The organism is Actinophytocola sp. (genome assembly GCF_035634895.1).
Classification (GTDB): domain Bacteria; phylum Actinomycetota; class Actinomycetes; order Mycobacteriales; family Pseudonocardiaceae; genus Actinophytocola.
Genome location: NZ_DASQCC010000253.1, coordinates 37636 through 61538 on the forward strand (window position 1 = coordinate 37636; position 23903 = coordinate 61538).

Below are 23903 nucleotides of genomic sequence, written 5' to 3' on the forward strand. Positions count from 1 at the left end.
AGGTCGTGGCTGAGGTCTACGCCGCCTGCGCCAGCTGGCCATCCGGTTGGTCGGCATCCTGCACGGCGGCCTCAAACCGGTACCTACGACGAGACGACCGCCTGGTCGAATCACACCGAGAACAGTGCAGCTTGGCATAACCTCCTGGGATGTCTTTCTGGGTCCGAAGGGCGGTGCCCGGTCCGGTGGGGGACGAGGGCGTGACCGATTCCGTTGGGGTTGGGCGGATATGGCGCGTGCCTGGGACCCTCGCCGGACGCCGTCGTGGTCGTCTGGTTTCAGTCTCCTGGTTCACCTCGCACCACTCGCTTCCGGTGGCTGCCATTCGCATCTTTGCCGGTGCCGGAACCGCATCGAGCGCGACGGGGCTCGCCCGGTCCTTCAGGTCGCGCGGTTGATCAGACCGGCGACCGGTGAGGGAGGGATGGGTTGGTTGGGTTGGGTCATCAGGGTTCTCAGGCGCGCGGCAGCCGTGCGGTTCGTCAGGACCTGTGCTCCTTTCGAAGTGATCAGGACTCGGGAGCCGGTCGGAACTGAACGGCCTCCGGAGCCTGGAGTGGTTGGGGTTTGGAAGTTGGTTGGGTTTGTTGTGGTTCGGGGATCTTCTGGTGTGCCTTGGAAGCTGGAGTGGGTTGGGACGGTTCCGTCGCGTGCGCCTTGTGGAGGGATCCCGGTTCGGGAGTCGGACTGGGTTGGTCCGGATTGGAACTCTTGTCTGGGGATCCCGGTTCGGCTGCGTTCTCGAGTGGTTCGGGAGGTGGTTGGGGCTGGTCCGGGTAGGGAGTCTTGTTGTGCGCTCCTGTCTTGGGAATTTGGCCGGTTACTTTCGGCTCGGGAGTTTGTTCGGTTGCTTCTGGCTCGGAAGTCGGTTCGGTTGCTTGCGGTTCCGGAGTTGGGCCGATTGTTTCCGGCTCGGGTGTCGGTTCGATTGTCCTCGGCTCGGGAGTTGGTTCCGTTGCTTGCGGTTCGGGTGTCGGTCGAAGGGGACCCGGCTCCGGCGTTTTGGAGGTTGGTTCGGGCGCGGGACCTTGCGGCGGCTGTTCGGGCTTGGCGGGCTTGGCGGTCTTCTCGGATTGTTCGTTCTCGTGCGGCTTCTGGGGTGGGTTGGAGTCGGCTGGCTTCTCGGTCGGGGTCGATTCGGCGGTCTGCTGGGGTTGGGGCGGCGCAGGCTTTTGTGATGGGTCCAGCAGAACCAGCTTTCCTGAGGGGGTCGTCGCGGGCGTCTTCTGGAGGGTGCCGGGGAACAGGCTCGGTTGGCGGGTTGGCTTGGGTGGTCTGCACTGGCCGTTCACTTCTGGTCTTGGGCGGGCCATTGCTCGGGCGTAGGCGCCGCGCAGTAAATCGGCGACCCTGGCTGGTTCTTCTCGAAGTTGTGACGGGGAGGTGTGCACGACCAGCACGCCGCTCGCCGTCAGCCTCGCGGCTCTGCTCAACGCGGCCTGAGCGTCCACCGGGGACAGGTCGAACGCGTAGGAGTCCACCTCCCACGCCAGCCCCACCTCGTCCCACCACGCGTCCGCCGTCGCCACGTGGATGCCGTTTCGGGACGTGATCGGGACTCGCCACTCCGGCATCGGCAGGCCGGACCGTTGCACGAGGCGCCGTGCCCAGCCGCGGGCCATCGAGCGGACCTTGTCGTCTATCTCGGCCAGCTTCCTACGGGGGAGGGTCAGGCCTCGGCCGCCTACGCGGTCAAGCTCGTCGCGCAGGGTCGCGGGGGTGATCTTTCCCTTGTAGATCGACTCGGCCAGCAGGTCCTCCACGTGTTTGGAGACCTTCGCCCGGCGTGCGGCGTCCACCGTGGCCCTTGGGAGGGGCGCCACGGGGAAACCCTTCAGGTGCAGTGGTTCTGGGAGCTGGTGGGTGCGGTCGAAGTAGACCCCGTCCACCAGCCTGGGTTGTCGGCGGCGGACCGGTAGCAGCACATGGATCGGCGACAGGAGCTTCGCTCCGGACAACCCGTGCAGCTTCAGCGCGTCTACACCGGTGAGCACCGCGTCCTCGCCGGCCACCTTCAGCGCGGCGTGGATGAGTTGTGCTCTGCTCGGCGGCTCGTCGGTCAGTAGGACGAGGTTCGGCTCCATGCGTTGCCACGGACCCCCGGGGCGGCACCGTTCGTAGATGGCGTGTGTGGACATGCCCAGCGCGTGCAACTCCCGCACGGGTGCGACCAGGTGGTCGAAGACGAGAGGGATGGCGGCGAGGTTGAGCGTTGCTCGGTTGTCGGTCATGGGCCAAGCAAAGCGTGGATCGGGAGGCGGGGCGAGCGACGATGATCAACATGTGGACAAGTGGGTCGGTTGTGGATAACCGCCGGTCAGGGGTCGCCGGATGTCGGTGGCCGCCCTTAGCATCCGACATTTGCCCTCCGTATCTGGAAGGATGGGTCCAGTGAGTCCCGTGGAGCCGAGACCGGTGCGCCGATTCCTGCGCCGCCTTGTGCTCGGCGTGCTGCTGGTCGGCATGCTCATCGTCGCCGGCACCGGCTTCCGTGTCTGGCAGGTCGCCCGGTTCGACGACCGTGCCACCGCCGACGTCGTGCTCGTGCTCGGCGCCGCCCAGTACGACGGCAAGCCCTCCAAGGTCCTCGAGGCCCGCCTCCGCCACGCGATGAACCTCTACCACGAGGGCGTCGCCCCCTACATCGTCACCACCGGCGGCAACCGCCCCGGCGACAAGTACACCGAGGCCACCGCCGGTGTTCGCTGGCTCACCGAGCACGGCGTACCCCAGAACCGGGTCATCCCGGTCGCCAAGGGCAACGACACCCTGGGCAGCCTGAGGGCCGCCGCCGAGCAGATCCACGATCGCGGCTGGCGCAGCGCCGTCATCGTGAGCGACCCGTGGCACTCGCTTCGCGCCAGGACCATGGCCTCCGACGTGGGGTTGGACGCCTGGACGTCGCCGACGCACAGCGGCCCGATCGTCCGGACCCGCGAGACGCAGATCCGCTACATCTTCTACGAGACGGCCGCGCTCCTGTATTACCACGCGACCAAGGCACCGGCCGACGGCGCCGGGGATGTCGGTGCGGACAAGTAGCCTCGCGGCATGACCAGCCCGCCGTCCGGACCGACGGGCACGGAGTCCCGGCGAGGTACGAGCCCGGGCCTCCGCGCGCAGGAGGGAAGCGGCGTCGTCAGCGGAGGAGCGGAGCGACCAATTCATCACGGCTATGGCGATCACGACACGGCTCGCCTCATCGCTGAGCAGGAGAAAGGTGCCCTACTGCCGGACGCCTGGCCGTCCCGGCGCAGCCCCTTCTCCCGCGATCGCGCGCGCGTGCTGCACTCGGCCGCGCTGCGTCGCCTGGCGGGCAAGACGCAGGTCGTCGGGCCCGGCGAGGGATCCGAGGTCAGCGGTGTGCCCCGCACGAGGCTCACCCACTCGCTCGAGGTCGCCCAGATCGGCCGGGGCATCGCCGAGGAACTGGGCTGCGACCCGGACATCGTCGACCTCGCCGGCCTCGCGCACGACATCGGCCATCCGCCCTTCGGCCACAACGGCGAGCGCGCCCTCGACGAGGTCGCCCAGGACTGCGGCGGGTTCGAGGGCAACGCGCAGACCCTTCGCATCCTCACCAGGCTCGAGCCCAAGATCGCCGACCGCGGCCTCAACCTCACCCGCGCCTCGCTCGACGCCGCCACCAAGTACCCCTGGCCCCGCACCGCCGGCACGGCCAAGTTCGGCGTCTACGAGGACGACCGGCCCGTCTTCGACTGGCTGCGGGACGGTGCGCCGCCGCGAACTCGCTGCGTCGAGGCGCAGGTCATGGACTGGGCCGACGACGTCGCGTACTCGGTCCACGACGTCGAGGACGGTGTTCGCGCAGGGCGAATCTCGCTCGCCGAGCTGACCGACCCGGTCGAGTGGGCGGTGGTCGCCGAGCTGGCGGCCAAGCATTTCAGCGCCGAGCCAGTGTCCGCTCTGGAGGACGCGTCCCGGGAGCTGCTGCGACTACCCGTCGTCGCCGACGTGGCGGCCGCCGAGTCCGGCGGTTCGCTCCGCACGCAGGTCGCGCTCAAGCGGCTGACCAGCGAGCTGGTCGGCCGGTTCGTCTCCGCCGCCGTGACCGGGACCCGCCGGGAGTGCGGCGACGACACGCTGACCAGGTACAACGCCGACCTCGTCATCCCGCAGCAGGCAGCGGCCGAGGTGGCGCTGCTGAAGGCCGTCGCGCTGCGGTACGTGATGAGCGACCCGCAGCGGCTCGCCCTTCAGGCCCGGCAGCGGGAACTGCTGGCCGAGGTGGTGGCGGTACTGGTCATGCGTGGGTCCGACGCGTTGGAGCCGGCGTTCGTGCCCGCCTGGGACGCCGCTGCCACCGACGCGGAGCGGCTGCGGGTCGTGATCGACCAGGTCGCGTCGCTGACGGATGCCCAGGCGGTCAGCTGGCACACGGCGCTCGTCGGCCGGCGGACAGAAAAGGAGTGACGTGGCACACTCGGATCGAGTCAGGGGAGGAAGTGACGTAGGTATGACCGAGAAAGTGAACCGCCCACCAGGGGGTGACGGCCGTCGTGGCCTCTTCCGGCGCCGGAAGCGCGAGGCGGTCCCGGCCGGTCCGTGGGACGGCTCCCGCAACGACGGCGAAGACGAAGCCGGCTCGGCCGGGGTGCGCGAGCCACGGCACCCGAAACCGTTGGGGCCCAGGGCGGACGCGGGGGAGCTGCCCGTGCCGAAACCGCGGTTCCTCGTCACATTGCCGGACCCGCGCCGGTGACGGACCTCGCGTTCACCCTCAACCTGCACCGGGCCACCGCGCCCAACCTGACCGCCAACGCCTGCTGGTCGCCGTTCTCCGTCGCGAGCGCGCTGGGCCTGCTGACCCAGGGCGCCCGCGGGCTGACGCGTGACGAGCTCGCCGTCCTGCTCGTCGGTGAGAAGTCCGGCGACATCGGGGAGCTGGGCGCGCTGCTGACGCGCGCCGGCGTCCTCGCAGAGCACCGGGACAACGAGGACGAGCCCGTCATCGCGGTCGCCAACACACTGTGGACGGACGAGTCGGTCGAGATCCTGGCCTCGTTCGTCGAGGAGCTGGGTCGCTGGTCGAGCGGCATGGTCCAGAGCGCGCCGTTCCAGCAGGACGCGGAGGGCGCACGCAGGCTGATCAACCTGGACGTCGCCAAGACCACCAGGGACCTCATCCCGGAGCTGCTGACGGGCGGCGCGGTCACCGCGGAGACGGTGTCGACGCTGGTCAACGCCCTGTACCTGAAGTGCGCGTGGCGGTACCGGTTCATCGAGGGCGCCACCACGCCCCTCCCGTTCCACAGCCCGCGCGGGACGGTGGACGTGCCGACGATGGCCCTGTCCGAGCAGATCGGCTACGCCGCCACGGACGGCTGGCAGGTCGCCCAGCTCCCGGCGATCGGCGGGGTCGAGGTGGCCGTTCTGCTACCGGACGACGACCTCGCGACGGCCGAGCCCGAACTGGACGCCGGCCGCCTCGCTCACCTGCTCGCCGCGCCGCGCCGGCGCCAGGTCAACCTGCGGCTGCCCAAACTGGAGCTCCGGACCAGGGCCGACCTGACGGACCCGCTCACCCAGCTCGGCGTGCACACGGTGTTCACCAACGCCGCCGACCTCGGGGGCATCACGGCCGAACGCCTCGCCGTCCAGCGGGTCCTGCACGAGGCCGTGCTCAAGGTCGACGAGCAGGGCTTCGAGGGCGCCGCCGCCACGGCGATCATGATGCGCATGGTGTCGATGCCGACGGGCGAACCGGTCGAGCTGCACGTGGACCGCCCGTTCCTGCTCGTGGTGCGCCACCAGGAGACCGGGGTGGTGTACTTCCTCGCCCGGGTCACGAACCCCGTCACGTAAGGCGGCGCCTCCTTGTCCACCCACACGCACCAGGAGCGGCTCGCCGTCGCCTGTGCCGACGCGATGTCGACCCTGCCGGTGAGCGTCACGGACGGACCTGAAGGTGCCTGAGCTTGTCCGGGTTGACGATGTCGTAGATCCGCCAGATCCGGCCGTCGCGCACCTCGAACGCGGAAACCCGCCGGTCGACGGCACGGTAACCCTCCTCGGCGGGCAGGTCCGGGAACGCCACTCCCAGGTCCCCGTTGACCACCACCAGGCTGGCGAGCGGGATCCGGTGCACGCCGTAGGTGTCGGACAGGCCGCGCAGGAACCGGGTGACCTTGTCGGCGCCGACGATGTGCCGGCGGGCGGTGCGGGCCTTGCCGTCGCCGTCGCCGATGAGCACGGCGTCCGGGTGCAGAGCCGCGACCACGCCGTCCACGTCGCCGCTCGCGAGTGCGGTCAGCAGCTTCTCCACGATCGCGCGCTGCTCGGCCAGGTCGGCGGGGTCCGGCACCTCCGCGTCCGCCACGGCGCGCCGGCCGCGGGACGCGTGCTGCCGGGCGGTCGTCTCGGTCACGCTGAGGATCTCGGCGATCTCGCCGAACGGCACCGCGAACGCGTCGTGCAGCACGAAGGCGACCCGCTGCTCCGGGGTCATCTTGTCCAGCACCAGCAGCGCGGCCAGCCGCACCTGCTCGTTCAGGACGACCGTCTCGAGTGGATCGTCGCCCGGCCTGGCGTCGAGCGAGGTGACGACCGGCTCGGGCAGCCACGGCCCGACGTAGCGCTCGCGCCGGACGGCGGCCGAACGCAGGCGGTCGAGGCAGATCCGACCGACGACCGTGGTGAGCCAGCCACGCAGGTCCAGGATCTGGGCACGCCTGCCCTCGTCGAGGCCGGACAACCGCAGCCAGGACTCCTGCACCGCGTCCTCGGCGTCGGAGATCGTGCTGGTCAACCGGTACGCGACGCCGATCAGGTGGCCGCGGTGCGTCGAGAACTCCTTCGCGAGGACCTCGTCGCTGGTTGTCACACCCCCGATCCTACTGTCGGCGGGGACGCCTAAACTCGGACAACGTGGCAGGACGGATCCGGGAAAGCGACATCGCGCAGGTCCGCGACCGCAATCGGATCGACGACGTCGTTGGTGAGTACGTGTCGTTGCGCCGTGCGGGTGGCGGTGCGCTGAAGGGCCTGTGCCCGTTCCACGACGAGAAGACGCCGTCGTTCAACGTGCGGGCGACGCATGGCACGTTCCACTGCTTCGGCTGCGGCGAGGGCGGCGACGTCATCGCGTTCCTCATGAAGATCGACCACCTGAGCTTCGTCGAGGCGGTCGAGCGGCTCGCCGAGCGCAGCGGCATCCAGCTGGTCTACGAGGGCGGCGCGCCGACCCGGCAGCGGGACAAGGGCACGCGGACCAGGCTCGTCGACGCGCACAAGGCCGCCGCGGAGTTCTACGCCGACCAGCTGACGACCCCCGACGCGATGGCGGCGCGTGAGTTCCTCGCGGAGCGCGGCTTCGACCAGGCCGCCGCCCTCCAGTTCGGCTGCGGCTACGCGCCGGCCGGCTGGGACAAGCTCACCAAGCATCTGCTGGGCCGCGGGTTCGACCTCCAGGAGCTGATCAAGGGCGGGCTGTCGCGGGAGGGGCGGCAGGGGCCGATCGACCGGTTCCACCGCAGGCTGCTGTGGCCGATCAGGGACCTGGGCAGTGACGTCGTCGGCTTCGGCGCGCGGCGGCTGTACGACGACGACCAGATCCAGGCCAAGTACCTCAACACCAGCGAGAGCCCGATCTACAAGAAGTCGCAGGTGCTGTTCGGGCTGGACCTGGCCAAGCGGGAGATCGCGCGCCGGCACCAGGTCGTCGTGGTCGAGGGCTACACGGACGTGATGGCCATGCACGCGGCCGGCGTGCCGACCGCGGTCGCGTCCTGCGGCACGGCGTTCGGCACCGAGCACATCACCGTGCTGCGCCGCCTGCTGATGGACGACGACGCGTTCCGCGGCGAGGTGATCTTCACCTTCGACGGGGACGAGGCCGGGCAGAAGGCCGCGCGCAAGGCATTCGACGAGGACCAGAAGTTCGCCGCGCAGACGTTCATCGCGATCGCACCGGACGGCCAGGACCCGTGTGAGCTGCGGCAGTCCAAGGGCGAGGCCGCGGTCCGCGACCTGATCGCCCGCCGCAGGCCGCTGTTCGAGTTCGCGATCAAGACCGAGCTGGCCGAGCACAATTTGGACAACGCCGAGGGACGGGTCGAGGCGCTGCGGAAGACCGTGCCGATGGTGGCGCGGATCAAGGACTCCTCGCTGCGGGACGAGTACGCCCGCCAGCTCGCGGGCTGGGTCGGCTGGGAGGACATGGCGACGGTCGTACGCCGGGTCCGGGAGTCCGCGGGCGGGCGGCCGACGCCTTCGCGTGCCAAGCAGGCCGACCCCAACCAGGGTGCGCTCGCGGTCGATGTCGACGGTCCGCCACGGCCGAACCCGCGTGACCCGCAGCTGCACGTCCAGCGCGAGGTGATCAAGCTGGCACTGCAGGAGCCCGCGTTCGCCGGGCCGATGTACGACTCGCTGCCGCACGAGGTGTTCACGCACCCCGCGTACGCCGAGCTGCACCGCGCTGTGCAGGCGGCCGGGGGCACGTCCAGTGGCCTCGGGGGCGCGGAGATGGTCGACGCCGTGGCCAAGTGCTGCGAGACCGGCACGGTGCGGTCGCTGGTCACCGAGCTCGCCGTCGAAACCATTCCGGCCAGGCAGAACGCGCTCGACCGGTACGCCGCGGGGATGCTCGCCGCGCTGCAGCGGCAGCTGCTCGCGGGGCAGATCGCGGACATCAAGTCGCGGCTGCAGCGGCTGTCGCCCATCGAGGAGCCGGACGAGGCGCGGGCGCTCTGGGGGGACCTGGTCGCGCTGGAGCAGTACTACAAGGCACTCGGTGAGCAGGCGGCCGGAGGCGTCTCGTGAGCGTGTTCCGCAGGTTGGTCGACAAGATCGTCGGCGACGGGACGCCGCCCGGCTTCACCGGCACCCTCGAGGCGCACGAAAGCGTCGCCAGCGTGGCCGAGCTACGCGCCGGCGGACATCTCGTCGCGACGTCGCTGGGGCTGTGGGTGCCGACGGACGACGGTCCGCGGCGCATCGGCTGGCACCTGCTCAGCAAGGTGACCTGGGGCAACGGCGAGCTGGTCGTGATCGAGGCCGACGAGATCGGCGCGGCAGGCGACGCGGTGCTGCTGCAGGACCGCGAGCCGCGCCGGTACGCGCTGGTCGAGCCGGGCAAGCTGCCGCAGGCCGTGCACCGGCGGGTGACCGGGTCGATCCGGTCGCGCCATCACCGGGACCTGTCCGGCGGCGGGGCGTGGTTCGTGCAGCGCAAGGTGCCGGGGCGGGACGGGATCGTCCTGCAGGTGCGGGCGGACCCGGGAACGGACCAGGACTCGGTGCGTGTCCTGGCCGCGGAGGTGGCCGCGAAGATTCGCGAGGCGCTAAAGTAAGCAGTACGTACGTACGGTTTGCTAGGGAGGCGCGTCTCCGATGTGGGATCCCACCAAGTACCTCGACTTCGCCGACCATCGCTCGCGTCCGTTCTTCGACCTCATCGGCCGGATCTCCGCCGAGTCGCCTAGGCGGGTCGTGGACCTGGGCTGCGGGCCGGGGAACCTGACCGCGGCGCTCGCGCGGCGCTGGCCGTCCGCCGTGCTGGAGGCGTCCGACTCGTCGCCGGAGATGGTGTCGGCGGCCCGTGAGCGGGGGATCGACGCCACGGTGCTGGACGTGCGGGAGTGGCAGCCGGCCGCGGACACCGACGTCGTGGTGACCAACGCGGTGCTGCAGTGGGTGCCCGGGCACGACGAGCTGCTGGCGCGGTGGGTGAAGCACCTGCCGCACGGCGCGTGGCTGGCGTGCCAGGTGCCCGGAAACTTCGACGCGCCGTCGCACGTGCGGACGCGTCAGCTCGCCGCGTCGGACGCGTGGCGGGACCGGCTCGGCCCGGTCGTGCTGCGTGAGGACGACGCGGTGCTCGACCCGGCCGGGTACGCGGCCCTGCTGACCGATGCGGGCTGCGAGGTCGACGCGTGGGAGACCACGTACCTGCAGCGCCTGACCGGCGACGACCCGGTGCTGGAGTGGATCACCGGCACGGCACTGCGCCCGATCCGGAACGCCCTCCCGGACGACGACTGGCACCGGTTCCGCGCCGAGCTGGCCCCGACGCTGCGCGCGGAGTACCCACAGCGCGCCGACGGCACGACCTGGTTCCCGTTCCGCCGCGTCTTCGCCGTAGCCCGAGTCGCCTGACCCCGCGCGAGTCCCGCGTTCAAACACCGCGAGTCCCGCGTTCAGACGCTCCGAGTTGCGGTTTCGTGCACACGGCTCGGGCCAGGACCTGCACGAAACCGCAACTCGGTATGCGCCAACGCGCGACTCGCTAGGTTTGAACGCGGGACTCGCGGGTGGGGTGGGACTACGCGACCGGTGCTGGTTCGCGGTGTTCCGTCGGGCCGGTGTTCGCGCGGTCGCCGTGGCCGGGCCACCAGGCCGCGTGGCCCAGCAGGGCGGTCACGCTCGGCACGAGGAACATCGACATCACGAACGCCGCTAGCAGGATGCCCAGCGACACCGCGAAGCCCATCTCCATCAGGAACGACACGCCGGCCAGCAGCATCGACCCGAACGTGCCCGCCAGGATGACGCCCGCCGCGCCGACCGACGGCCCGCCGTGCTCGACCGCGAGGTCGGCGGCGGTGCGCGGGTCGTGGCCCTTCTTCGCCTCCTCGCGTAGCCGGGCGATCATCAGGATGTTGTAGTCCGTGCCGATCGCGACCACGAACAGGTACACGAGCATCGGCAGCATGAACGACACACCCGGGCGGTCGCCGATGCCCTGGAACGCGATCACCGTCGCGCCCATCGTGCTGAAGAAGCCCAGCACCACGGCCACCATCAGGTAGATCGGCGCCACGAGGCTGCGGAGCATCAGCCCCAGCACGAGCGCGATGAGCACGCCGGCCACCGGGAAGATCACCCACAGGTCCCGGTTGTTGGCGTCCCGGACGTCGGCGAACACCGAGCTCAGGCCGCCGACGTACGCCTTCGCGCCGTCCGGGGCCCGTTCGTGCGCGGCGTCCCGCAGCGGGCCGCCGGCCAGGTCGAGCGACGCGTTCGCGTATGGACTGGTGTCCAGCAGCAGGTCGATCCTGGCGATGTCGCCGGCCTTGTTGGTCGTGAAGGGGGCACCGGTCGGCCCCGGCATCGCGCCGCCGACGCCGGGCACATCCTGCAGAGCCTGCGCGTACTTGGTGAGCGCGTTCTGGTCGAGCGTGCCGCTGTCCGCCTTCACGTACACCGACGTCGGGTTGAGCGCGCCGGACGGGAAGCCGAGCGCCATGTAGTCCAGGCCGCGAGCCGACTCGGTGTCGCTCGGCAGCTGGCCGGTCTGGTCGTAGTCGGTGTTGAAGCCGATCATGCCCAGCGCCAGCGCCACCATGACGCCGCCGGACGCGATGGCCACGACGCCCGGCCTGCGGCCGGTGAACTTGCCGAGTCGCTGGAACACCGAGCCCTTCGGCACGCGCTGCCAGGACTTCGACGGCCAGAAGACCTTGGTGCTGAGCAGCGAGACCACGGCCGGGATGAGCGTGACCGCCGCGATCGCCATCAGCGCGACCGCGATCGACAGGCCGGGGCCGAAGCTCGTGAACGCGCCGAACGCGGCCAGCAGCAACGCCATGAACGCGATGATGATGGCGGCCGCCGCGGACGCGATGACCTCGCCGACCCTGGCGACGGCCGCGATCAGCGCGGCCTTCGGGTCGTCACCCGCGCGCAGCCGCTCGCGGAACCGGAACAGCAGGAACACGATGTAGTCCGTACCGACCCCGAACAGCACGATCGTCATCACGATCTGGACCGACTGGTCGACCTGGAAGTCGAGCGCCTGCGCGAGCCATGCGACCAGCCCCGGCGCGATGGTGCTGACCAGGCCGACGGTGATGACCGGGAGCAGCGCGGCGAGCGGGCTGCGGTAGATCAACAGCAGCAGGCCGATGATCAGCGCGATCGTGGCCGCGCCGACGATGACCAGCGCGGTGTCGAAGGCGTCGGAGTTGTCCGCCTGCATGGCGACCTGGCCGGTGACCGCGTACTCCAGGTCGGAGCCCTTCAGCTCGCTGGTCGCGTTGGTGCGGATGTCCTTGACCGCGTCGACGAGCGCCGGGTCGTCCCCCCGACCCCGCAGCTCGATGTTGACCAGCTGGACCTTCTGGTTCTTGGACAGGAACTGCTTGCCCGTGACCACCTGCTCGACGTGGTCGATGCGTGCGCCGTCGAGCGCCGTGGCGAGGTCGCCGACCGAGGTCTGGTCGCCCCCGGTCAACACCTGGCTGTCCTGCCGCTTGACCACGATCGTTGCCGTGGCCTGGTTGTTCTGGCCGAACGCGTCCTTCGCGAGGTCCCCCGCCTGCACCGACTCGTAGTCCGACGGCAGGAAGTTGGCCTGGTCGCTGTTGGTCACGTCGGACAGCGTCGGCGCGAAGGCCACGATCGCGATCGTGACCAGCACCCAGCCCGCGATGACCTTCCACGGGTTGTGCACGACCAGCCGTCCCAGTCGTTCGAACATCGTTCCTCCCCCTGTCTGAGATTCGCGCGACGAGTCTACCTGCCGCCCGGTAGGTAGGATCTGATGAGGGCTCCCGTCGGCGGAAAGGTAACTTGGGTGGGCTGAGAAACTGCTGAGGAGGAGCGCGGATGGACGGGGACACCCGCGAGACGATTCGTGCGGTAGCCCTGGAACTGTTCTCGACCAAGGGCTTCGAGCAGACCAGCCTGCGGGAGATCGCCGAGCGCGTCGGGCTGACGAAGGCGTCGCTGTACTACCACTACTCGTCGAAGCAGGCGTTGCTGTACGCGGTCGTGGAGCCGGTCCTCACCGGCTGGCGGGCCATCGCCCACGAGGCCGAGGCCCTGGACCACACGCCGGTGAACGTGCGGCACGTGGTGGAGCAGTGCCTCGACGTGTTGCTACGCAACCGGTCGGTCGTGGGGGTCTTCCAGCGTGACCCGGCCGGTGTGGCCGTGGTGGCGAAGTCGCTGTGGGAGGACTTCCTGGCGCTTGGCCAGCAGCTGGTCGGCTGGCTCGCCGGGCCGGCGTCGACCATGGCGGAGCGGCTGCGCGCGGTGGCCGCGATGGAGGTGCTCGGCGCGGTGCTGACCGCGCCGACGTACGGGGTCGACTCGACCGAGCCGGAGCTGCGGGACGTGCTGCTCCGAGCGATGCTGAGTGTCCTCGGTCTGCCTGCTGAACCCGGCGCGTCCGAAATGCGTAGTGCGGGTTGACCCTGTTTCCCCACGCTAGGACTCTCTGATGTTTCGACGCGTTGGTGTTGCACTGGCTGCCCTGCTCGTTCTGTCGCCGGCGGTGGCGTCGGCCGCACCCTCGTTACCCACGACCATCAACCTGCCGGCAGGCTTCCGTCCGGAGGGGGTCGCGATCGGGTCGGCCCCGGTCGCGTACTTCGGCTCGCTGGCCGACGGCGACATCTACCGGGTCGACCTGAGGACCGGCGCCGGGCAGGTGATCAGCGAGGGCCCCGGCACGCCGTCGGTAGGCATGAAGATCGACGGGCGAGGCCGGCTGTTCGTCTCCGGTGGTGTGGCTGGCGACGCCCGGGTGATCGACTCGCGGACCGGCAGGGTGCTGGAGAGCCACCAGCTGGCGACCGGCACGACGTTCATCAACGACGTGGCGCTGGTGGGCGGCTCGGCGTGGTTCACCGACTCGAACAACCAGGTGGTGTACCGCCTGACGTGTGGTGTCGTCACCAACGTCCCGATCACGGGCGACCTGGTGTACACCGAGGGCCTGAACGCGAACGGCATAGCCCCGACCCCGGACGGCAGGGCCCTGCTGATCGTGCAGTCAAGCACCGGGAACCTGTTCCGAGTGGACTTCAACGGCGTATCCCGCCAGGTGGCCCTGGACTACACCCTCACGAACGGTGACGGCCTACTACTGTCCGGCCAGACCCTGTACGTGGTGCAGAACCGCCTGAACACCGTGGCAGTCCTCCACCTGAACCGCCAGGCAACAAGCGGCACACTCGTCACAACCACGACAGACCCACGATTCGACGTCCCAACAACAATGGCGTCCTTCCGAGACCGCCTATACCTCCCGAACGCCAGGTTCACCACAACCCCAACCCCCACAACCGAGTACACGGCAGTAGCAATCCCCAAGCCGTGAAAGACATCCCCGTGCCACCCAATCAGGTGGCACGGGGATCCACACCAACCCCCACAAAGTCCCACCCCCGTGACTGACGACGAAGAACCCCAACGCCACGAACGAGCCAACGCCTTCATCCGCCACCTAAGAGAGGTAGCCCCCGACCTATCAGAAGACCAACTGGAAAACATCCGCCGAGCCTCAGCCGGCGACCCCCCACCAAAACAACAAAGATGACCCCCGCCGGCCCAGAACCCAGCCACAACACCGACTGGCAACGAAACCACTCCGCACCGTGTACGCAGGCCCAGACCCCAACCACAACAAGCTGGGTGAGGAACGAACCGCTCCGTGGGGTCTGCGACGCCCAGCGAGCTGGGTGAGGAATGAACCGGACCGTGGGGTCTGCGACGCCCAGCGAGCTGGGTGAGGAACGAACCGGACCGTGGGGTCTGCGAGGCCCGACGAGCTGGGTGAGGAACGAACCGCTCCGTGGGGGTCTGCGGGGCCCGACGAGCTGGGTGAGGAACAAACCGCACCGTGGGGTCTGCGACGCCCGACGAGCTGGGTGAGGAACCAACCGCACCGTGGGGCCTGCGGGGGTCGCCCCCGCAGAATGATGGCGACCGACCCGGCGAAGGTGCCAAGCACCGAGCAGGGGTACCCAGAGGTCGCTCCTCCAGCTGGACTCGAACCAGCAACCCTTCGATTAACAGTCGAATGCTCTGCCAATTGAGCTATGGAGGATCGCCGCCGGACTCGGTCCGGCAAGGAGTAACTGTAGCGCACGGTCGTGGACCATCCTGCACCGGGGAGCCTCGTAGGGGATGATGGAACCTCAGCGCTGAGGCATGGGAGGCGAGACACATGAGGGCGTTCATCCTGGGCGCCGCGATCGGGTACGTGCTGGGGGCGAAGGCCGGTCGCGGCCGGTACGACCAGATCATGCGGACCTATCGCAAGATCGCCGACCACCCCGCTGTGCAGGGGGCGGCCGGTATCGCACGTGCCAAGGTCGGGGAGAAGACCGGCCTCGGGAACCGCGGCAGGTCGGCGACACAGAACAACGGTGTGCGTGAGCCAGCTCTCGCCAAGCCGTGACCTCCGGGAGCTGCCGAAGACGCAGCTCCACCTACACCTGACAGGCGCCATGCGGCCGGCCACGCTCATCGAGCTGGCCGGCCGTTATGGCGTCACGGTCCCACCGCCGTTGCCCGGCGCGGCCGGCACCTGGGCGGCGTTCCAGGACCGCTACGACGCGTCCCGAGCCGTGCTCCGCACCGCTGCCGATGTCGGCCGCGTCATCGCGGAGGCCGCGTCCGACGACGCCGCCGACGGCTGCGGCTGGCTGGAGATCCAGGTCGACCCGACGTCGTACCTGCCGGTGTTCGGCAGCCTGGAGGCGGCGCTGGAGGCGGTACTCGCGGGGGCGGCGGCGGCTCCGATCCCGGTGGGCGTGCTGGTGGCGTCCAGTTGGCAGAGGTCACCGGCCCATGCTGTGACACTGGCGAGGCTGGCCGCGCGGTACGCGGGGGCCGGCGTGGTGGGCTTCGGCCTGTCGAACGACGAACGCGGCGCGTCAGTGGCCGACTTCACACCGGCGTTCAAGCTCGCGCGTGAGGCAGGGCTGCTGGCCGCGCCGCACTCAGGCTTCTACACACCGGCGACGCACGTGCAGGAATGCGTCGAACTTCTGGGCGCCGCGAGAATCGGCCACGGCACGTCGGCGGCAACGGATCCGGCCGTGGTGGAGCTACTGGCGTCACGCGGGGTGGCACTGGAGATCTGCCCGACGTCGTACCCGCCGTTCGGCGTACACGAGCTGTCGACCATTCCCGTGAAGACGTTCCTGGCAGCGGGGGTACCGGTGGCGGTGTCCACCGACGACCCGTTGCTGTTCGGCGTGGGGTTGGCGGGGCAGTACGAGATCCTGCGTGACTTCCTGGGGCTGACGGACGAGGACCTGGCCGCGGTGGCGGTGGGCGGGGTCCAGGCGTCAGCGGCTCCGGCGGAGGTCAGGACCCGGCTGGTGGCGGAGGTCGCCGCCTGGCTCGCCACCGGCAGCCAGTAACCTTTCGCCCAGAACTGAGGGGCGGTAGCTCAGTCGGTTAGAGCAGTGGACTCATAATCCATTGGCCGTGGGTTCGAGCCCCACCCGCCCCACGACCTCTGGCCGACCCTGCTCGGTGGCTGCGCCACCTTCGCCGGGTCGGTCGTCAACATTTTGCGGGGGCGACCCCGCAGACCCCACGGCGCGGGTGGTCCCGACCCGGCGTGGTTCCGTTGGCCGTCGCGGTTCATACGCTGGTGTCGGATGCTGGCTGACCCGGCGTGGTCCGGTTGTGTGGGGGCCTGCGTCCAAGTCGGGTCGGAGTTGTGGGTCTTTGTCCCAAGGGCACACTCGGACGTGTGACACCGCAGGGGGTCCACTGCGGACTCTGATATTCTCCGATCAACTGGCCGGCGAGAGACACTTGACCGCTCAGCAATAGCTCGTTGCCTGCACCTCAGGCAGCGAGTCTGGTCAGGTTGCGCGCGTTGCCAATGGTGTTGTATCAAGGCTTAGGAGATCTGTCGGATGATGGGTGGCGGGGAAGACGGCGACACGTAGTTGAATATTGAGGGGAGCCGGCTACTTCAACTCCAGCCTGATTCCGACTTCGGTTAGAGTGGGCGTTTTTTCTGCTCGCCAGGTGAAAATTCTGCCGCCGTCGGCGTCAGTGCTCAATTGAACATCTGGCTCCCCGGCGCCGATTTCTTCATATACGGCTTGTGCTCCCTGTGGTAGCACGATGGTGTACTCGACATGCTGAATATCGAGCAAAGATGTGGTTCGGAGAGTGAATTCTTCGGCCTCTCCGTTGATGAGTGGCCGGCATTTCGCCGGCCAGGTTCTGGTTACCTCGAAGGTGACCATTTGCCCCCGCTTGATGGGCACGTGCAGGTGCAGCACGGAGGTAAGCTTCTGAACGGACCTCCACGACGTGGTGACGTTCCATCGGGTGCCGGGTGCCCCGTTGATCGTCAAGCTTCTGGCGATTACCTGGACTCGGCGGCGATATCTGTCTGGCTGGTCCCATCTGCATCCCGCCGTCAACCGAATGAACTCCACCTGTCTTCTGAGTGCCACGGCCCTGAGTGTCAACGTCTCCGTGACGTCGCCGTTCGGTCGCACCTCCACATGCTGCCTCCAGTGTTCGATCCGGACGAGCGGGTCACCGCTGTTCTCGGCGATTGAGTCGCAATAACGAGAAAGCAGTCCTCGATTCGTGTCGTTCTCGCGTGTCAGGCGCCGCCTGTCGGCAAGCAGGGCGAGCATGGTCGACACCGCGATCACGATCACGACGACAAATGCCCCAGCGCGGATCGCCTGTTTCCCTGATACAGTGCCCAATAGACCGGCAAATGCCATCAGTCCGATCATTCCCCGCATGACGGCTGATGGGCGCTCGCGGGAGATGTAGGAATCTAGCCAGGTGATGAAGCCGTCGAGCACCTGTCTTACCCCCTTTGAGTTGCCGGTACCCAGGTCGGATGCGCCCGGAAGCGGCGTGCCTGGACATCTATCTCAGCGTAAGCTGTGTGCAGACGACCGCCCTAGTGCATTCGAGTGCATTCTCTGTCGATTACGATGACGCCTTGGTGTTGGGAGTCGTTTCTCGACGATCCATCGAATGGCCAAAGTGTCGGCAATTGTCGGCAAGAAAAAGGATCTACGGCCAACTGTCGTTAGATCCAGAAGTGAGACCGATCCGTGGACGTCGAGCGGCGACCAGCAACGCTCGGTGCAATCGGCCGCTGTCCAATCGCGAACATGAACAGGGTGGCTCTTGGCTCGCGACCTTCTGGTCCGCACCGGCGGTATTTTGCGGCTGTCCGTCAGCGGTGTGCGCGTTGCCAGAGGGCGGGCCAGCCGTCTTTTCTCAGGAGTGCGGCTGGGGCCAGAAGGCCGTGTTCGCTTAGGTGTTGGTTGAACGACTCCACCTGGGCACCCAGGTCGGCTGCTGCTGGGAGGGCTTGTTGCCAGGGGCCTTGTTCGTCGAGGAGGTCGGTCGTAGGGAAGCCTGGGACGCTGGTGGTCCCGGGAGGCGTCAAGGGCGCGGAATTGGCTGTCGGGGCGCAGGTCGTTCTGATGATCAGAGCGCATACCAGTTCCGGGGACGGGTGGCGGGCCACCGCTCGGGCCAGGGTGTCGTCGCCGGCCAGTTTGCCCATGGCTCTGCGGGTTGCCCTTGCCGCCACGTCCATGGCGTACGCCGGGGCTATTTCCGGGCGGCGTACCAGCGCTCGCAGCGTTCGGGGGAGTGGTGCTTCCTCGGTCAGTGTCGTCAGGCGGTCGTGTTCCTGTACGGCTGGGTCCAGGCGGGCGACCGCTGCGGCCAACGGGCGGACGCCGGTGGCTCGCCAGAGAGCCGGAACATCCAAATCTGTGGCCAGGGCCCTGCGTAGTAGGTCCACATGTTCGGTCGGGTCCAGGCGCTTCAGTGCGACGACCGCGGCGGTTGGATCGAAGTCGGCATGTGGGGCCAGGCCGCGTGCCAGGGTGGCGTAGGTCTGGCGGGCCGTTGTGGTCCGTGACTCGGCCAGTGTTCGGTCCACCTCGGCGGTCAGGGCTCTGACCAGCGCCGTTGGTAGGCGTCCATCGGTCGAGCGGTGGGATGCGCCGTCCCTTGACCGCACTCTTGGTTCTGGTGGCGCTGGTTCGGGCGTGGGTGGCTTTGGGGTCAGTGACCTCACCCACCGTCCGACCTGCTCCTCCAGTTCCGGGGCGACGGTGTCGTTGAAGCGTGCGCGTAGCTCGTGGACCTGCCAGCCGCTCGTGCGGCGGCGGATGTCCAGGTTCGCGACTATCCGGTCGTCGTCGCGTAGTGCCATCAGTACGCACTGGCCTTTGTGGGCCTGGTCGGCGTACCACGACTCGCCGATGCAGTTCCCCATGTAGCTCGACCATTCGGCCAGCTGTCTCGGGTCGCGGCCCAGTTCTATGCGCAGTGCGGTTTCCGGCACGGTCTCTTTGTCCACATTGGACAGCTCGGGCGGGATCGGGAAGGTGCCTGTGCTCGCCTCGGCGACCGTCGCGTCCGAGCTGACTCCCTCGGCCAGCTCTGCCCAACTGCGGCAGCGTTGTGGCGGGCTCGCACCGAACGCCACCAGCTGGGCTGTCGCGGCTGCCGCCAGTGGTACCGAGTCCTCGTTCGGCTCCGGCCGTGGCGCCGGTGGGTTGTAGCTCAGCTCCGGTCCCGGTCTCGCATGCCGTACCGTCGCGGTTTCGTTGCCGTAGAACGGGGCCAGGGCATCGGCCAGGTCGGCGTACCACAGCAGGTCGTGTGGTGTCTCCAGTGTTGCCGGATCCGCTGCGGGGGCCTCGGTCAGTCGCTGCGCAAGTGTCTCCTTCGGACCTTCGGCGTGTGCGTCGGGTAGTGGTGGCTGCTCCCATCCGTTCGGGGAGCGGCGGAAACCCGTGGCGGCGCGCCACGCGCGAAGCCGGGTGGCCTGCCACGGTTTGCAGTTGTCCCAAGAGTCGTGTAGCGGTTGCCCGTTCTCTCGTTCCAGCAGCTCGCTGATCGCGTCCAGGACCACCACGCCGTAGTTGCGTGCCAATCCGACCCGTTCCTGCACGTACGTCTCGGTGTTCCTGGTGATTCCGCGGTCCGGACGGAGTGGCTGCAGTAGGTCGTGGACATAGCGTCCTGGGCGTGCCGGATGCTCGTACGCCTCCTTGCTTCGCCATGCCGCCGCGGATCGCTCCGCTTTCGTCAGGCAGGCGTTGGCCGCCACCAGTTCGTCCCGATGTCTCCGTGCGGCGGTTGGCAGGCCTTCGTCGGACATGGTCCTGGCGAAACGCAGTAGGGCGGTTGCCGCTATGGCGTCGTGTAGTAGGCGGCCCAGCTCCTTCGCGGGCCAATAGCTGGGTGGCCGCCAGCGGGCCGCGGAGGCCAGCGTGGGGGTGCCGATCGCCGCTCGCGTCACCATCCGCACGATTGGTTCGTCGAAGTGTTGCTGGTGGCGTTCGCGGAGCCGCTCGAGGTGATCTGCTGTCGTCTGTGTCGTGGGCAGTCTGGCCAGTCGCTGCCGGTTGAGCAGTTGCGCGCATACCTGTTGCCACAGGCTGGTGATCAACGCCAGCCGCCGTGGCCGCTGGTACCTGGTGAGTACGCGGGACAGGTGGTCGGCCAGTGTGGAGGCGGCGCCGCGGGGGAACGGGTCGGTTCCCTCCGGGGCTCGCAGCCCGAGCACCTGCTCCAGTTGTTCCGGGCCCAACAGGTCCGACACCGCCGAGGCCAGCTGTAGTGCTGCCCAGCGCTCCTCGGCGATCGCCTCGTTCGCGGCCGCGCCCACCCGCTTGGTCGCGGACAACCCGAACAGGGACACCAGAACGGCGCCCCGGTCGCCCAGTCGGTCAGCGTTCTGCATGCTCAGGAACCGCAGGGCGGCCAGTACCGCGTCGCGGCGGTCGCCGGGGGCGCCGGCCAGCCGGGCGGAGGTGAAGCCGTGGCCGAGGTCCACGCCCGCGCCGGCGGCCACCTCGGTGCCGCCGGCCACCAGCACCGTGAGCTGGTCGATCGCCGGTTCGGGGGTCGCATCGGCCGGGCCGACGGCGACCGGCGCGCCGGGTGGGTGTGCTCCGGCCCGGTCGTCTGCTGGCATGGGGGTACCGCCCGGGGTCGGCAACCAACAGCGCAATCCCGGTCCGGTCGTCATGCCAAAGGCCAGTCGTGTGGACATCACGTCCATGATCTCGCACTGGCGCCACCGAATTGACCGGCCGGGAACTGCCGTCGGCCACGAACCCGTTGGGCAGGAGGTCCGCGGGCCGATCGGCAGCTCGTCGAGGTCAGGGCCGGTTAGCGGTCTGGTCGTGTTCGGCGCACAGGCAGCCGACGCCTGGTTCGATCCATTCTCGGTCGGTCCAGTCCGGGTGCAGGGCCGTCATCACCTCCGTGACCTCCGCGGCGATCTCCTTCTCGCTCATCGCCGAGTCGCGGCGGCGCCATGTCTCGTCGCGGAGGAGTTCCAGGTAGGTCCGCGCGTCCGTCAGGAGTTCGGGGCCGCCGAGGTCGCCGTGACCAGGGACGACCACGCCCGGGGGCGCCGACTCCAGGCGCCGCATGACGTCGATCCAGCCCAGGCCGGACACGTCCACGTCGTGCGGCGGGAACCACGGGAAGATCGCGAACTGGCCGGTCTCCACCAGGTCGCCGGTGAACAGGACGTCATCGACCCGCACCACCTGGTCGCCCTTGCTGTGTGCCCGTCCCGTGGCCCGCAGCTCGACCACCCGGCCGCCGAGGTCCAGCTCGTACGACTGGTCGTACACCACGTCCGGCGTCACCAGCGTCACGCCCTCCAGCTCCCGCGCGACCGACTCGCCCAGGCCGCGGAACATCTCCAGATAACCCGGCCCCTTGACGCGTAGATCCTCCGCCTGCGCCCGGTTGACGACATAGGTCGCGTCGCTGAAAGCCTGTGCGCCGTAGGCGTGTTCGGGATGGAAATGGGTCGTCGTGAGGTACAGACGTCGGCCTTTCGCATAGTCCAGGGCGAACTCCAGCACCTTCTCCGCATTGCGCGGGCCTATGCCGGTCTCGACCACCAGAACGGAATGTTCGCCGCCGACCACCCCGATGTTCGGCACCAGCGGCACCCGCCGGTTGGGAATTACCACGAGGTCACGCGCGATTTCCTCCGCGCCGCCGATGTCGACGACCGGAGCCACTAGTTCAGCCACCCCTCCAGGCAAGCGCGGCCGAGGTCAGCTGTCCAAGACCGATGTGGGTGGCCCGATACCGGACGGGTATCGTCGCTGGTGATGGAACTGCGCCTGCTCAACTACTTCGTCGCGGTCGCCGAAGAGCGGCACTTCGGCCGGGCCGCCGCGCGGCTGCACATCACGCAGCCGCCGCTCAGCCGAGCCATCAAACAGCTCGAGACCGACCTCGGCGCCGTCCTCCTGCGCCGTTCACCTGCCGGCGTCGACCTGACCCCGGCCGGCGTCTCCCTCCTCGACGAGGCACGCACCCTCCTGGCCCAGGCCGACCAGGTGCGTGCCCGCGTGGCCGCCGCGGCCGGCGCGGACACCATCACCGTCGGCACGCTCGCCGACAGCGTCACGCGGTTCGGCAGCCGGCTGGCCGCCGCGTACCGGCGCGAGCACCCCGGCATTCGCGTCCAGATCAGGGAGTCCGACTTCACCGATCCCACCACCGGGCTGCGGGCGGGCCTCGTCGACGTCGCCGTGACCAGGACACCCTTCGACGACGCCGGCATCGTCACGCACGTCCTGCGGTCGGACCCGGTCGGCGTGGTGCTCCGCGACGACGACCCGCTCGCCGGCCGCGACAGTCTCTGTCTCGACGACCTCGCCGGCCGCCGCTGGTTCCGGTTTCCCGAGGGCACCGACCCGGTGTGGCGGAAGTTCTGGCATGCCACGGACGAGGGGCCGGTGGTGCGGACCGCGCACGAGTGCATGCAGTCGGTGCTGTGGAACGGAACCGTCGGGCTCACGCCGCTCACCCACACCATGCCGGCGGGTTTGACGACGGTTCCCTTGCGGGACATGCCGAACAGTGACCTCGTCGTCGCCTGGCCCGAGGCCGATCCAAGCCCGCTCATCCGCTCGTTCGTCCGGATCGCGGCCACCCTCGCGTAGGCGTACGGTGATCTACGGCTCCCCGCGTCACGCGACCGGCATATCCGCCACCTGGGGTTTGTTGAGGCAGGCATGTCCAAGGCAGTGCGATTTGACGAGTACGGCGGACGCGACGTCCTGCGGGTCGTCGACGTCCCGGTTCCCGAACCCGGCGAAGGCCAGGTGCTGGTCCAGGTCAGGGCCGCCGCGATCAACCCGGGTGAGGCGAAGATCCGCGAAGGGGCGCTGCACGACCGCTTCCCGGCCACGTTCCCGTCCGGTGAGGGCAGTGACCTCGCCGGCGTCGTCGTGGGCACCGGGCCGGGCGTCGACGGGTTCGCCGCCGGTGACGAGGTCCTCGGCTTCACCGACGAACGTGCGAGTCACGCCGAGCATGTGCTCGTGGACGCCGCGAACCTGACGGCCAAGCCGCCGAACGTGTCCTGGGAGGTCGCCGGCTCGCTGGCGATCGCCGCGTCCACGGCCTACGCGGCCGTGCGTGCCGTCTCGCTCAGGCCGGGTGACACGGTCGCGGTCTCCGGCGCGGCCGGGGGAGTGGGGTCGGTCGCCGTCCAACTGGCCAGGCGCGAAGGGGCGGACGTGCTCGGCATCGCCGGGCCGGCCAACCACGACTGGCTGGTCGGTCACGGGATCAAGCCGGTCGCCTACGGTGACGGCCTCGCGGCGAGACTGACCGGACTCGACGCGTTCGTCGACACCCACGGCGACGGCTACGTGCGGCTCGCGATCGAGCTGGGGGTGGCGCCGGACCGGATCAACACGGTCGCCGACTTCGCCGCGGTGGCCGAGTACGGGGTGAAGGCCGACGGCAGTTTCGTGAAGAGCGCGGCCCTGCTCGCCGAGCTGGCCGGGCTGGTCGCCGACGGCGTGCTGGAGGTGCCGATCGCCGCGACGTACCCGCTGACCGAGGTCCGCGCCGCGTTCGAGGAGCTGGAACGCGGGCACACCCGGGGCAAGATCGTCCTGGTGCCCTAGCTCCGGGAACGCGGAGGCCGTTCCCGGCGCGGGATACTAGGGCGTGTCCTGTGGATCTTGTGGGATGGGTCGGGTAGAACCTGGCGCATGTTTGATCGTCATGATTTGACGGATGTGGAGTGGGCGCGGCTGGAGCCGTTGTTGCCGGATCGGACGCCGTGTCGGGGTGGTCGGTGGATGGATCATCGGATGGTGATCAACGCGGTGTTGTGGCGGACGCGGGCGGGT

20 protein-coding genes and 2 tRNA genes are annotated in these 23903 nt (G+C 69.0%); 15 read left to right on the forward strand and 7 right to left on the reverse strand.

What is annotated here, in order from left to right; translation table 11 throughout:
* Positions 1-509 precede the first annotated feature (509 nt).
* Positions 510-2084 (reverse strand): hypothetical protein, encoded by a 1575-nt coding sequence (locus VET29_RS39160; protein ID WP_324930807.1) that lies wholly within the window; start codon positions 2082-2084, stop codon positions 510-512.
* A gap of 379 nt (positions 2085-2463) precedes the next feature.
* Here VET29_RS39160 and VET29_RS39165 point away from each other — a divergent pair, with 379 nt between their 5' ends.
* The 4 genes from VET29_RS39165 to VET29_RS39180 all read left to right on the forward strand — a co-directional run bounded on the left by VET29_RS39165 (position 2464) and on the right by VET29_RS39180 (position 5826).
* Complete coding sequence (locus tag VET29_RS39165) at positions 2464-3042, forward strand: YdcF family protein (protein ID WP_324930863.1); 579 nt, start codon at positions 2464-2466, stop codon at positions 3040-3042.
* Positions 3043-3162: 120 nt separating this feature from the next.
* Positions 3163-4434, forward strand: coding sequence for a deoxyguanosinetriphosphate triphosphohydrolase (locus VET29_RS39170; RefSeq protein ID WP_324930866.1), 1272 nt, complete (start codon positions 3163-3165; stop codon positions 4432-4434).
* Positions 4435-4477: 43 nt separating this feature from the next.
* A complete protein-coding gene (locus tag VET29_RS39175) occupies positions 4478-4723 on the forward strand; it encodes a hypothetical protein (protein ID WP_324930811.1) in 246 nt (81 codons plus the stop codon).
* On the forward strand, positions 4720-5826 hold the full coding sequence (locus VET29_RS39180; RefSeq protein WP_324930814.1) for a serpin family protein: 1107 nt from the start codon (positions 4720-4722) through the stop codon (positions 5824-5826). Before VET29_RS39175 ends, VET29_RS39180 begins: the two co-directional genes overlap by 4 nt.
* Positions 5827-5911: 85 nt before the next feature.
* Here VET29_RS39180 and VET29_RS39185 read toward each other — a convergent pair whose 3' ends face one another.
* Entirely contained in the window at positions 5912-6844 is a 933-nt protein-coding gene (locus tag VET29_RS39185) for a sigma-70 family RNA polymerase sigma factor (RefSeq protein ID WP_324930817.1), read from the reverse strand.
* A gap of 44 nt (positions 6845-6888) precedes the next feature.
* On the opposite strand from VET29_RS39185, the gene dnaG reads away from it, so the two are divergent.
* Genes dnaG through VET29_RS39200 form a run of 3 tightly spaced genes read left to right on the forward strand, consistent with a single transcriptional unit; the run spans position 6889 to position 10119 of the window.
* Positions 6889-8784, forward strand: a complete 1896-nt coding sequence (dnaG, locus tag VET29_RS39190; protein WP_324930821.1) for a DNA primase — start codon at positions 6889-6891, stop codon at positions 8782-8784.
* Entirely contained in the window at positions 8781-9314 is a 534-nt protein-coding gene (locus tag VET29_RS39195; RefSeq protein ID WP_324930825.1) for a hypothetical protein, read from the forward strand. Before dnaG ends, VET29_RS39195 begins: the two co-directional genes overlap by 4 nt.
* 40 nt (positions 9315-9354) lie before the next feature.
* Positions 9355-10119, forward strand: coding sequence for a trans-aconitate 2-methyltransferase (locus VET29_RS39200; protein WP_324930828.1), 765 nt, complete (start codon positions 9355-9357; stop codon positions 10117-10119).
* A gap of 166 nt (positions 10120-10285) precedes the next feature.
* Here the strand turns inward: VET29_RS39200 and VET29_RS39205 are convergent, their stop codons facing one another.
* The gene (locus VET29_RS39205; RefSeq protein WP_324930831.1) at positions 10286-12442 is read right to left on the reverse strand and encodes an MMPL family transporter; all 2157 of its coding nucleotides are present in this window, start codon (positions 12440-12442) and stop codon (positions 10286-10288) included.
* A 128-nt stretch (positions 12443-12570) separates the two neighbouring features.
* Here VET29_RS39205 and VET29_RS39210 point away from each other — a divergent pair, with 128 nt between their 5' ends.
* Together VET29_RS39210 and VET29_RS39215 are read left to right on the forward strand one after the other, a co-directional pair.
* The gene (locus tag VET29_RS39210) at positions 12571-13158 is read left to right on the forward strand and encodes a helix-turn-helix domain-containing protein (protein WP_324930833.1); all 588 of its coding nucleotides are present in this window, start codon (positions 12571-12573) and stop codon (positions 13156-13158) included.
* A gap of 28 nt (positions 13159-13186) precedes the next feature.
* Positions 13187-14068: a superoxide dismutase gene (locus VET29_RS39215; RefSeq protein WP_324930836.1), complete on the forward strand. Its 882-nt coding sequence runs from the start codon at positions 13187-13189 to the stop codon at positions 14066-14068.
* Positions 14069-14724: 656 nt separating this feature from the next.
* Here the strand turns inward: VET29_RS39215 and VET29_RS39220 are convergent.
* A tRNA-Asn gene (locus VET29_RS39220) sits at positions 14725-14797 on the reverse strand.
* Positions 14798-14917: 120 nt separating this feature from the next.
* Here VET29_RS39220 and VET29_RS39225 point away from each other — a divergent pair.
* From VET29_RS39225 to VET29_RS39235, 3 genes are all read left to right on the forward strand, one after another.
* Positions 14918-15151 (forward strand): hypothetical protein, encoded by a 234-nt coding sequence (locus VET29_RS39225; RefSeq protein ID WP_324930839.1) that lies wholly within the window; start codon positions 14918-14920, stop codon positions 15149-15151.
* Entirely contained in the window at positions 15126-16121 is a 996-nt protein-coding gene (add, locus tag VET29_RS39230; protein ID WP_324930842.1) for an adenosine deaminase, read from the forward strand. Before VET29_RS39225 ends, add begins: the two co-directional genes overlap by 26 nt.
* 18 nt (positions 16122-16139) lie before the next feature.
* Positions 16140-16213: transfer RNA gene (locus VET29_RS39235), tRNA-Ile, on the forward strand.
* Between the two features lie 469 nt (positions 16214-16682).
* Here the strand turns inward: VET29_RS39235 and VET29_RS39240 are convergent.
* The 3 genes from VET29_RS39240 to VET29_RS39250 all read right to left on the reverse strand — a co-directional run bounded on the left by VET29_RS39240 (position 16683) and on the right by VET29_RS39250 (position 21779).
* Positions 16683-17546: a hypothetical protein gene (locus tag VET29_RS39240; RefSeq protein ID WP_324930845.1), complete on the reverse strand. Its 864-nt coding sequence runs from the start codon at positions 17544-17546 to the stop codon at positions 16683-16685.
* A 383-nt stretch (positions 17547-17929) separates the two neighbouring features.
* Complete coding sequence (locus tag VET29_RS39245; protein ID WP_324930848.1) at positions 17930-20698, reverse strand: hypothetical protein; 2769 nt, start codon at positions 20696-20698, stop codon at positions 17930-17932.
* 187 nt (positions 20699-20885) lie between these two features.
* The gene (locus VET29_RS39250) at positions 20886-21779 is read right to left on the reverse strand and encodes an MBL fold metallo-hydrolase (protein WP_324930851.1); all 894 of its coding nucleotides are present in this window, start codon (positions 21777-21779) and stop codon (positions 20886-20888) included.
* A gap of 81 nt (positions 21780-21860) precedes the next feature.
* On the opposite strand from VET29_RS39250, the gene VET29_RS39255 reads away from it, so the two are divergent.
* From VET29_RS39255 to VET29_RS44250, 3 genes are all read left to right on the forward strand, one after another.
* Complete coding sequence (locus VET29_RS39255) at positions 21861-22700, forward strand: LysR family transcriptional regulator (RefSeq protein WP_324930853.1); 840 nt, start codon at positions 21861-21863, stop codon at positions 22698-22700.
* A gap of 72 nt (positions 22701-22772) precedes the next feature.
* On the forward strand, positions 22773-23675 hold the full coding sequence (locus VET29_RS39260) for an NADP-dependent oxidoreductase (RefSeq protein ID WP_324930855.1): 903 nt from the start codon (positions 22773-22775) through the stop codon (positions 23673-23675).
* An 87-nt stretch (positions 23676-23762) separates the two neighbouring features.
* The coding region (locus VET29_RS44250) for a transposase (RefSeq protein WP_414636721.1) at positions 23763-23903 on the forward strand (141 nt) is incomplete at its 3' end.